This window comes from Saccharopolyspora sp. NPDC002686, assembly GCF_040295745.1.
Lineage (GTDB): Bacteria > Actinomycetota > Actinomycetes > Mycobacteriales > Pseudonocardiaceae > Saccharopolyspora > Saccharopolyspora oryzae.
In genome coordinates this window covers 1-6493 of sequence record NZ_JBEOVY010000402.1, presented here as the reverse complement: position 1 = coordinate 6493, position 6493 = coordinate 1, and the positions used below count along the sequence as shown (strand labels likewise).

The 6493-nt window shown below is 71.0% G+C and carries 7 protein-coding genes; 4 read left to right on the top strand and 3 right to left on the bottom strand.

The genetic code is table 11. The annotated features are described in order from the left end of the window. Both ABTZ89_RS33815 and ABTZ89_RS33810 read right to left on the bottom strand, forming a co-directional pair. A partial coding sequence (locus tag ABTZ89_RS33815) for an MFS transporter (protein ID WP_351052485.1) occupies positions 1 to 1355 on the bottom strand: 1355 nt, incomplete at its 3' end. A gap of 148 nt (positions 1356 to 1503) precedes the next feature. Then, on the bottom strand, positions 1504 to 2469 hold the full coding sequence (locus ABTZ89_RS33810; protein ID WP_351052483.1) for a D-2-hydroxyacid dehydrogenase family protein: 966 nt from the start codon (positions 2467 to 2469) through the stop codon (positions 1504 to 1506). Between the two features lie 129 nt (positions 2470 to 2598). Between ABTZ89_RS33810 and ABTZ89_RS33805 the strand changes: the two genes are divergently transcribed. Next, positions 2599 to 3345 carry a cupin domain-containing protein gene (locus ABTZ89_RS33805; protein ID WP_351052480.1) on the top strand — a complete coding sequence of 249 codons (747 nt, stop codon included), beginning with the start codon at positions 2599 to 2601 and terminating at the stop codon, positions 3343 to 3345. Here the strand turns inward: ABTZ89_RS33805 and ABTZ89_RS33800 are convergent. After that, positions 3308 to 3607, bottom strand: a complete 300-nt coding sequence (locus tag ABTZ89_RS33800; RefSeq protein ID WP_351052477.1) for a hypothetical protein — start codon at positions 3605 to 3607, stop codon at positions 3308 to 3310. The two genes, ABTZ89_RS33805 and ABTZ89_RS33800, sit on opposite strands and share 38 nt — an antisense overlap. A 381-nt stretch (positions 3608 to 3988) precedes the next feature. On the opposite strand from ABTZ89_RS33800, the gene ABTZ89_RS33795 reads away from it, so the two are divergent. From ABTZ89_RS33795 to ABTZ89_RS33785, 3 genes are all read left to right on the top strand, one after another. Next, a complete protein-coding gene (locus ABTZ89_RS33795) occupies positions 3989 to 4420 on the top strand; it encodes a superantigen-like protein SSL4 (RefSeq protein WP_351052474.1) in 432 nt (143 codons plus the stop codon). Between the two features lie 92 nt (positions 4421 to 4512). Continuing rightward, positions 4513 to 5427, top strand: a complete 915-nt coding sequence (locus tag ABTZ89_RS33790) for an ABC transporter ATP-binding protein (RefSeq protein WP_351052471.1) — start codon at positions 4513 to 4515, stop codon at positions 5425 to 5427. After that, positions 5424 to 6464 (top strand): ABC transporter permease, encoded by a 1041-nt coding sequence (locus tag ABTZ89_RS33785; protein ID WP_351052469.1) that lies wholly within the window; start codon positions 5424 to 5426, stop codon positions 6462 to 6464. Before ABTZ89_RS33790 ends, ABTZ89_RS33785 begins: the two co-directional genes overlap by 4 nt. Positions 6465 to 6493 lie beyond the last annotated feature (29 nt).

Here is a 6493-nt window from a genome sequence, read left to right as displayed (position 1 = left end):
GCGCCAAGTGCCGCGAGGATCCCGGCTGAGCACGCGGCGTCCTCGGTCGTCGTGCTCGACTTGCCGAGGCCTGCTGCCAGGAGGGGGGAGGCGAGGGTGCACAGGCCCATCAGGAGCAGGTAGGCCGAGACCGAGGACGAGGTGCCCGTCGCCGCCAGCAGGGCCGTCATGATGAACGGGGTTCCACCGCTGACCAGGATCGCCGCCAGCTGGTAGGCCAGGGACGCTCCGGAGTAGCGCACCCGCGGTTCGAACAGCTCGCTGAGGTAGGCCGCCAGCGGACCGTAGGTCAGGCTCGAGCCGACGCTGCCCACCGAGGCCGCGATCGCCACGCCGAGCACGGTGGCGGTGTCGACCAGCCAGAAGAACGGGAACGCCCACAGCACCAGCAGTCCGGCACCGGCGAGGATCAGCGGGCGGCGGCCCCAGCGGTCCGACAGCGCGCCGCTGAGGAAGATCACGAACACGCCGACCAGCGAGGACACCAGCGAGATCGTCAGCAGCGTCTGGCGCGGCATGCCGAGCTCGCGGGTGCCGTAGTCCAGCAGTCCCGAGATGCTGATGTAGAAGATCGAGTTGGTGGCGAACAGCAGTCCGGCGCCGAGCAGCACCGTGCGCTTGCGGGTGCGCAGCACCTCCATCAGCGGCGCCCGCACGACCTGCTCATCCCGCTTCTCCTTGCGCTCCTGCAGTTCCCGGAACACCGGGGTGTCCTCGATCCTGAGCTGGATGAACAGCACCACCGGCGCCAGCGCGGCGCTGGCCAGGAACGGGATCCGCCAGCCCCAGGACAGGAACATCTCCTGGCTCATCGCGGCACCGACCGCGAGGAACACGACGTTGCCCATGATCACGCCCAGCGGGACGCCCATCTGGCCGAAGGTGCCCGCCATGCCCCGGCGTCGGCCCTCGGAGTTCTCGGTCAGCAGCAGCACGATCCCGCCCCACTGCCCGCCGACCGCGATGCCCTGCAGGAACCGCAGCGTCACCAGCAGGATCGGGGCGGCCACGCCGATGCTCGACGCGCCGGGCAGCAGGCCGATCAGGAAGGTCGCCGCGCCCATCATGACCAGGCAGGTCACCACTGCGGGCTTGCGGCCGATCTTGTCGCCGAGGTGGCCGAAGATCAGCCCGCCGATCGGCCGGGCGATGAACCCGGCCCAGAAGGTGGCGAAGGACAGCAGCACGCCGATCAGCGGGCTGGCGCCGGGGAAGAACAGGTGGCCGAAGACCAGTGCCGCGGCGGTGGCGTAGATGAAGAAGTCGTACCACTCGATGGAACTGGCGATCAGGGCTGCGAACAGCAGTTTCTTGGGTGTTCCTTGGGCTTTCTCAGCTGGTGCACCGGCAGTCATCGGCGGGCTCCCTGGGCTGGACTACTGAGGACGAAGATCACGATCAGACCGACTGGTTGGTATGACTGTGATGTGCGTCTCCCCAGCCGTCAAGACCGATTTCGCATCGAGACGGAAGCCGTATCAGTGCCCGATTCGCACCACCGGCTCAGCCGGCGTTGAGCACCCGGACCGGTTCCCCCTGCATGTAGGCGGCGATGCATTCGACGGTGTCGGCGTAGAAGGCCCGGTAGGTGTTCTCGGTGACGTACCCCAGGTGCGGGGTGAGCACCGTCCGCGGCGTGCTGCGCCACGGGTCGTCGGCCGGCAGCGGCTCCTGGGCGAACACGTCGATGCCCGCCCCGGCCAACCGGCCCTCGCGCAGCGCGGCCTGGAGCGCCGCTTCGTCGACGATCGGTCCGCGCGAGGTGTTGATCAGGTACGCGGTCGGCCGCATCAGGGCCAGCTCGGCGGCACCGACCAGTCCCCGGGTCCGCTTGCTGAGCACGGTGTGGATGGTCAGCACGTCGGACGCGGCGAACAGCTCGTCCTTGTCCACCCGCCGCGCACCGGCCGCCGCCGCTGCTTCGTCGGTGAGGTTCTGGCTCCAGGCGATCACGTCCATGCCGAACGCCCGGCCGACGGTGGCGACCTGCGAGCCCAGCCGCCCCAGCCCGAGCACGCCCAGCGTCCGGCCGTCGACCTCGACGCCGACGCCGCCCTGCCAGCCGCCTTCCCGGATCAGCCGGTCCTCCTCGGGGATCTTGCGCAGCAGCGCGAAGATCAGGCCCCAGGTCAGCTCGGCGGTCGGCGCCCACGCGCGGTCCGATTCACCGCTGCCGGTGCCGGAGACGACGATGCCCAGCTCCCCCGCGGCCCGCATGTCGATCGCGGCGTTGCGCATGCCGGTGGTCACCAGCAGCTTCAGGTTCGGCAGCGCAGCGAGCACTTCGCGCGGGAACCGGGTGCGCTCGCGCATCGCGGCGACCACCTCGAAGGGCGCCAGCCTGCGCACCAGCTCGTCCGGGTCCTCGACGTGCTCGTGGAAGAACTCGACCTGAGCGGACAGCGAATCCCACTCCGCGTAGTCCCGAGCAACACCCTGGTAGTCGTCCAAAACCGCAACCCGAACCATGCCGCCGATCCTAATGATGTTCTCCGGGCCCGGTCTGCGCGGCGGCGCCGGTCGTTCTTCGCGACCACCGGGGATGAAGGGATCGATTCCTGATCGCGCCGAGCACTGATTTCACGAGAGACTGTCGGCGTGACTTCGACGCTGCTGCACCTGCTGCCGCTGAGCACCTTCCACGCCGACCGCAGCTCGCCGATCCGTGCCGCCAGCCTCCACACCGAAGGTTTCGTGCACTGCTCGCCGGACTCCCGCACCGCGCTCGCCGTCGCCAACACCTTGTTCCGGCCGGCGACCGAACCGATGATCGCGCTCGAACTCGACCCGACGAAGCTCTCCGCGCCCGTGCGCTGGGAAGCCGCCAACCCCTCCCCGCCCGACGGCGTCCCCGCCGACCAGCTGTTCCCGCACGTCTACGGTCCGCTGGAGCGGGGTGCGGTGATCGGGGTCCGCTACGCGCGGCGCGACGTCGCGGGCGACTTCGTGTCCCTGGAGACGCGCAGCCGCACCGCCGAGGAGTTCGACCTGCTGCCGCACCCGTCGGGCGGCTGGTTCCGGCGCACCTGGACCAGTCCGAACGGCGATGCCCAGCCGGCGGCGTCGGCGAGCTACTTCCTGCTGCCGCCCGCGCAGCAATCGGCTTGGCGCGCGGTGGATTCCGACGTGGTCTGGCTGTGGCACCGGGGCGGACCGCTGACGCTGCTGCTGGGCGGCGACGGACCGGAGGCCTCGGCCGACATCGAGCGGATCGTGCTGGGCGCGGGCGCCGGGCAGTCGCCGCAGCTGGTCGTCCCGGCCGGGACCTGGTTCCGGGCGCGGGCCGCCGCAACGGTCGAAACGCTGGTCAGCTGCGTTGCTTCACCCGGCTTCGAACCGGTGTAGGCCGGTCGAAGCCGTCCCGCTGGCCGGGCTTGCGCATGGCTCCCGGACCGCCCACCGACGCCCGGCGCGGGGCCGGGATGACGTCGCGCCACCGGAAGGCGGGCAGGTGGGGTCTGGTGGCCGGGCGGCGGTGCCGACCTCGGGCGGGCGTGCGCGGGCCGAGCATCCGGTGCTCGACCCAGGACATCACGATCGGCGAGGCGAGGAGCGCGCCGATTCCGATCGACGCGGCCAACGCGAATCCAGCCAGCGAGTTGATCACCGGCACCCACCCCCCGTTTGTGTTGCACCGGGCCACCTCGTGCTCGGCGGCGGATGCGACCGCGCCGACCGGCACCGCACCGTTGCGGGTGACGGGGGCCCTTTCGATTCACGGTAGGTCCGGCTGGTCGGAGCCGCTGGGCGCGCACCGCCCGGGTCGCCCGAACAGGTGAGATCGGATTCGGGTCCCTTGATCGGGCGGAATGCGCGTTTCCGGCGCTACCATCGGTTGTCGAGGAGTCCGCCCGCCACCAGCGGTGTGACCTGGCCCGCGACCGGGCAACCGAGCGGCAGCGGGGTGCGTGTTCGGCACCAGCGCCTGATTTCCGACGAGCGCAGTTCGCATCGGGACGGACCGCGAGCACGGGGAGGTATTCGGGTCGTGAGGGGTTACGCCGTCCACCTGCTGTTCCACCTGCTGGCCATGGCGGCCGGCGCCGGTTGCGGCGCGGCGGTCGCGCTCTGGTGGTACGGCGGCGAACCGACCGGCCTGTGGCTGGCGCTCGGCGCGCTGATGATCGGGATCATCGTGCTGGTGCTGGAATGGCTCTACATCAGCGCGAACCAGCCGGAACCGCCCGCACCGCCGCAGCAGACCTACCCGCCGCGGACGTACCCGCCGCAGTCCCGCCCGCGGATGCAGGCACCGCAGCGACCGCGCACCCGGCCCGATCTCGAACCCGTCGCGGCACCGTCGGAGACCCTGCTCCAACCCGCGCCCGAAAGCACCTCGGTGGACCAGGAGACCAAGACCTCGGCCACCGACGCCCTCAGGTCGCTGGGCACCGCGGACCGGCCGACCCACCAGAGCTGAAAGCCGTTCTTTCATAACGCGGAATTCACACGCAACCGAACGGCATCCCGGCACGTCCTACGGTCAAGATCAACGACCAGGAGTGCCACACGATGCCTACGCAGGACCAAGCCGTCCTCGCCAGGGACGTGCGACGCCGGTTCGGCGCGGTGGAAGCCGTGCGCGGGATCGACCTCGACGTTCCGCACGGCGAGGTCACCGCCCTAGTCGGACCGAACGGCGCGGGCAAGACCACGTTGCTGCTGATGCTGGCGACGCTGCTCGCTCCGGACTCCGGGGAGCTGCGGGTGGCCGGTCACGACCCGGTGGCCGAGCCGCTGGCGGTGCGCCGCAAGCTCGGCTGGATGCCCGACGCGTTCGGCGTGTACGACCAGCTGACCACCCGCGAGTACCTGGCTTTCTTCGCCAACGCCTACCGGATCCCCGCCGCCGGGGCGAAGGCCCGGGTCGCCGAGCTGCTCGACGTGGTGCACCTCGCGGAGTTCGCCGATCAGCCGGTGCACGTGCTGTCACGAGGCCAGAAGCAGCGCCTCGCGCTGGCTCGCGCGCTGGTGCACCGGCCGTCGGTGCTGCTGCTCGACGAACCCGCCTCCGGGCTCGACCCGCGCTCCCGCGTGGAGCTGCGCGACCTGCTGCGGGCGCAGGCGCAGGAAGGCACCGCGGTCCTGGTGTCCAGCCACATCCTGAGCGAGCTGGGCGAGATCGCCGACCGCGTCGTGTTCGTCAGCGGCGGGCAGACCGCCGGGCAGCACCGGATGGACGAGCTCGACCACCGCTCGGCGTGGCGGGTGCGGGCCGTCTCGGGTGATCTGCCCGCGGCGTTGGCGCAGCGCGGGATCGCCCACGCCGCGCACTCCGCCGGGATCGACGTGCAGGTCGACTCCGAGCAGGCCGCGGCGGAACTGCTCGCCCAGCTGATCGCCGACGGCGTGCAGGTGTCCAGCTTCGCCCCGGTCGGCAACCACCTGGAGTCCGCCTACCTGGCCTACACCGAGGAGCGCCGATGACCCTCAGCGGTATCAAGATCGTGGCCGAGCAGGAGTTCCGGGTCCGGTTGCGCACCGGCCGCTGGCGCTGGCTGCTGGTCGCGTGGGTCGTCGTCATCGCGGCGTTCACCGCGCTGCTGCGCTACGCCCTGGGGCTCGCGCGCTCGGCGTCCGAGGTCGGCATGAACAACATCGGCCTGCCGATGTTCGGTGCCCTGATGCTCTTCGTGCTCGGGCTCGCGCTGCTGGTGGCCCCGGCGCTGGCGGCGCAGTCGATCAACGGCGACCGCGAGCGCGGCACCCTCGCCACGGTGCAGGTGACGCCGCTGTCGGCGTGGGAGATCACGCTCGGCAAGTTCGCGGCGGCGTGGACCACCGGTCTGGTCTTCCTCGGGTTGACCCTGCCGTTCGCGGTGTGGGCGGTGCTGGAGGGCGGGGTCGGCCCGCTGCGCGCGCTGGCGGTGGTCGCGGTCGTCGCGCTGCTGATCGGCGTGATCTGCGCGATGGCGCAGGGCCTGTCGGCGCTGTTCGCCCGCGGGATCACCTCGACGCTGATGTCCTACCTGCTGGTGTTCGCCCTGACCGTCGGCACGGTGATCGCCTTCGCCCTGGTGCTCCCGCTGACCTTGAAGGAGCACGAGTACACCATCACGAACGACCTGGGCCAGTCCACGACCCGCACCGAGGAGGTGCCGCAGCCCCAGTACGTGTGGTGGCTGCTGGCGCCGAACCCGTTCGTCATCCTCGGCGACGCCGCGCCGGCGCCGCCGATGCAGTTCAACCCCGATACCGGCCGGGAAGAGCCGGTGATCAGCATGGATCCGCTGAGCACCATCGGGCTGGGCGCGCGCAGCATGCGCATGGACATGACCGACTACGACCGGTCCCAGCTGTACTCGAGCCCGGCCGTGTGGCCGTACGGGCTCGGCTTCAACGTCCTGGTCGGCGCCGGTGCCCTGTGGCTGAGCGCTCGACGGCTCCGCACACCCGCGCGCACCCTGGCGAGCGGCGTAACTCCCGCGCGGACGCCACCCGCCTGCAGCGGGTGCCGCGGCTGATGAAGCAGTACGGCTTCATCAACAACGAC